3 protein-coding genes are annotated in these 3,451 nt (G+C 72.2%); 1 reads left to right on the forward strand and 2 read right to left on the reverse strand.

Annotated elements, in window-relative coordinates; all coding sequences use genetic code 11:
* Positions 1–21: 21 nt before the first annotated feature.
* Both ACI3KX_RS21925 and ACI3KX_RS21930 read right to left on the reverse strand, forming a co-directional pair.
* A complete protein-coding gene (locus ACI3KX_RS21925; protein WP_363355434.1) occupies positions 22–1,206 on the reverse strand; it encodes a 4-hydroxybenzoate 3-monooxygenase in 1,185 nt (394 codons plus the stop codon).
* Between the two features lie 365 nt (positions 1,207–1,571).
* The gene (locus ACI3KX_RS21930; protein WP_404911074.1) at positions 1,572–2,324 is read right to left on the reverse strand and encodes an IclR family transcriptional regulator; all 753 of its coding nucleotides are present in this window, start codon (positions 2,322–2,324) and stop codon (positions 1,572–1,574) included.
* 271 nt (positions 2,325–2,595) lie between these two features.
* On the opposite strand from ACI3KX_RS21930, the gene ACI3KX_RS21935 reads away from it, so the two are divergent.
* Positions 2,596–3,354 carry an IclR family transcriptional regulator gene (locus ACI3KX_RS21935; protein ID WP_363355430.1) on the forward strand — a complete coding sequence of 253 codons (759 nt, stop codon included), beginning with the start codon at positions 2,596–2,598 and terminating at the stop codon, positions 3,352–3,354.
* Positions 3,355–3,451: the final 97 nt, after the last annotated feature.

Raw genomic sequence — 3,451 nt, forward strand, 5'->3', positions numbered from 1 at the left:
GAGTGGCCGGAGGGGACGGGGTCAGGCGAGTCCCTCGAGAGGCCACCCGGTGTAGGCCTCGGCGAGGAAGCGGCGCCCCGCCTCGGACTCGACGACGGAACGCAGCTCGCCGAGCTGGCGCAGGCGGTCGAAGTCCGACGCGTCGGGTGCGACGTGCAGCATGTTCGTCATCCACCACGAGAAGTGCTGCGCCTTCCAGATGCGGTGCAGCGCCTTCTCGGGGAATGCCTCGATGAGGCGGTGGTCGTTCTCGAGCAGGAGCGCCCGCAGCGCCCGCTCGAGCACCAGCACGTCGGCGACCGCGAGGTTCATGCCCTTCGCACCGGTGGGCGGCACGGTGTGCGCGGCGTCGCCGATGAGTGCCACGCGGTTGTTCAGCAGCTCGTGGGCGACGAAGCTCCGGAACCGCAGCACGTCGCGCTGGAAGATCGGCCCCTCCTTCAGCGTCGTGCCGGGTACGCGCGACTGCAGCTCGTCCCACAGCTGCGCCTCGCTGAGGGCGCCGGGATCGGCATCCGGGTCGCACTGGAAGTACATGCGCTGCACGGTGGCGCTGCGCTGGCTGATGAGCGCGAAGCCGTTGGGCGAGTTGCTGTAGATCAGCTCGTCGGCGCTCGGCGGCGCCTCGCACAGGATGCCGAACCATGCGAACGGGTACTCGCGGAAGTAGCCGCCGGTGTGCGAGCCGGTGACCGCCTCGCGCACGACGCTGCGGGAACCGTCGGCGCCGACGACGAAGTCGGCCTCGATCTCGAGCGGCGATCCGTCGGCGTCGGTGGCGATGAGGCGTGGGCGAGCGGTTGCCGCGTCCTCGACCCGCACCGCGGTCACGCCGAAGCGGAGGTCCTGGCCCTTGCCGAGGCGCACGGCGATGAGGTCTTTCAGCACCTCGTGCTGGGGGTACAGCCACACGCCGCGGCCGACGAGCTCGGCGAAGTCGATGCGGTGACCGGCCCCCGCGAAGCGCAGCTCGATGCCGTCGTGGCGGTTGCCGACGGTGCGCACGCGGCTCGAGGCGCCGGAGGAGTCGAGCACCTCGACGGTGCCCTGCTCGAGGATGCCTGCGCGGATCGTCGTCTCGATCTCGTCGCGTGAGCGCTGGTCGATGACGACGGACTCGATGCCCGCGATCCCCAGCAGGTGCGAGAGCAGGAGGCCGGCAGGCCCGGCGCCGACGATGGCGACGCGGGTGCGGATCGTGGACATGAGCGTCTCCTTCGACGTTCGGAAGCGGATGCCTCGGCCCAGTGTGGCCCCGCTGCGTCGGCGTTGCATCGGATTCCCGTTGATCGGGATGGCATCCCCGCCTGCCGCTCGCCCGTCGCGGCGGGCAGCGTGGCTCGGTCGCGAGTCACCGAGCACCGGCGTCCTCAAATGAGGACGTGAGCCGAGATGAGGAGCCGTGTCGCCCTTTCCTCCCTCATCTCAGCTCGTTTCCTCAACTGAGGACGCGCCGCTGGATTCTTCAGCTGAGGGCGCAGCTCGCGCTTCCTCAACTGAGGACGCGCGCTTCCTCGACTCACCTGAGGGGACCGGCCGCTTCGTCCGTTCCTCTCGCGCGTCCTTCGAGGTCAGCGGCGGTCGGCGCGGAGCGCGGCCTCGATTCCCGCTGCGGCTTCGCGCAGCGCCGTGACGGCGGCATCCGGTTCCGTCTCGCGCGGCAGCACCACCGACAGCGCGGCGACCACCTCTCCGGCGTCGCGGATGGGAACGGCGACGCCGGTCGAGACCGCCTCGATCGAGCCCGGCGCGACCACCACCCCGGTGCGGCGGACCTCGGCGAGCAGGCGACGCAGGCGTGCGGCATCCGTCACCGTCTCCGGCGCGAGGGCGCGCAGCGTGCCCGCGAGCACGCGCTCGCGCAGCGCCGCGGGTGCGTGCGCCAGCAGCACGAGGCCGGACGAGGAGGCGTGCAGCGGCAGGCGCCCGGCGATGCGGGTGATGTTCGCGCCGGCGTCGGGGTGCGAGAGGCGCTCGAGGAAGAGGGCCTCGTCCTGCTCGAGCACCGCGAGCTGCGTGTGCTCGCGGATGCGGGCCTGCACCTGCTCCATGTAGGGCAGCGCGGCCTGGCGCAGACGGAGCGCGGTCGAACCTCGGAGGGCGAGCTCCCACAGGCGCAGGCCCAGGTGGACGCGGCGGTCCTCGTCGCGCTCGAGGAGCCCCGCGTCGACGAGCTCGTCGACGATCCGGTGCGCCGTAGACGACGGGAGCCCTGCGCGCCGTCCGATCTCGGTGGCCGACTGCATCGAGCGCTCGGCTGTGAACGTCTCGAGCACGCGCACGATGCGCGACGTCATCGAGTCGCCGGAGGGCGAGTTGGCCATGCGCCCACTCTGCCATTGAGGTGCGCAGGCGCGTTTCGTCTCGCTCGTTCCTCGCTCGCTCAACGACCGGGCGGGATGTCGCGGTCGTTGAGCGTGGGAGCGCCGGCGACCGAGACGAAACGCGTCGGGCCGAACGGGGGCGCGGGGTGTGGGCGCGTTTCGTCTCGCTCGTTCCTCGCTCGTTCAACGACCGGTGGTGGGGTGGCGGCCACTCGGCACGAGCTCGCTCGACCACCGCGTCCAGGCGGGTAACGTCGCTCGGGGAGGAAGCATGGCGGACGGCGAGGGCGTGCTCGAGCGCACCCTGCGCGTGCTCGGATGCTTCACCGACGACGAACCGGCCGTCACCGCGACGACGCTCGCGGCCCGCACGGGGCTTGCGACCTCGACCCTCCACCGCCTGCTCGCGACGCTCGTCGCCCAGGGGCTGCTGACGCGGGGCCCCGGGCACACCTACGCCATCGGCCCGCGGCTGTGGGAGCTCGGCGAACTCTCGCCACTCTCGCTGCGCCTGCGCGAGACGGCGCTGCCGCACATGGTGCGCCTCTACGAGGCGACCGGGGAGAACGTCCACCTCGCCGTGCTCGACGGAGCCACTCCCGAGACCACGAGCGCGCTGTACGTCGGGCGTCTCACCGGCCGCCAGTCGATCCCGACCCTCAGCCGCATGGGCGGCCGCGGACCCCTGCACACCACCGGCGTCGGCAAGGCGCTGCTCGCCACACGCGACGAGAGCTGGCTGCGGCAGTACTTCCGGGCGCCGCTCGAGCGCGAGACGGTGAACTCCATCACGGGCGAGGCCGACCTCCGCGCCGACATCGCCCGCACGCGCGCGCTCGGCTACGCCACGACGCGCGAGGAGATGACGCTGGGCAACGTCTCCGTCGCCGCCGCGCTGCCCCGCGTCGAGGGTCTGCCGCCCGTCGCCGTCGGCCTGGTCGTGCACCTCGAGCGCGCCGATGAGCGCCGGCTGGGCCCGCTGGTCGTGCAGGCCGCGAAGGACCTCCACCACGACCTGCGTCACACCTGAGCGGAGACGGATACCGCTGCCCGCGGCATCCGTCCGGCACGCCGCGGGCAGCGGTATCCGTCTCCGCTCAGGTGTGACGCAGGTCGTGGTGGAGGTC

It is taken from the genome of Microbacterium sp. ZW CA_36, assembly GCF_044987475.1.
GTDB lineage: Bacteria > Actinomycetota > Actinomycetes > Actinomycetales > Microbacteriaceae > Microbacterium.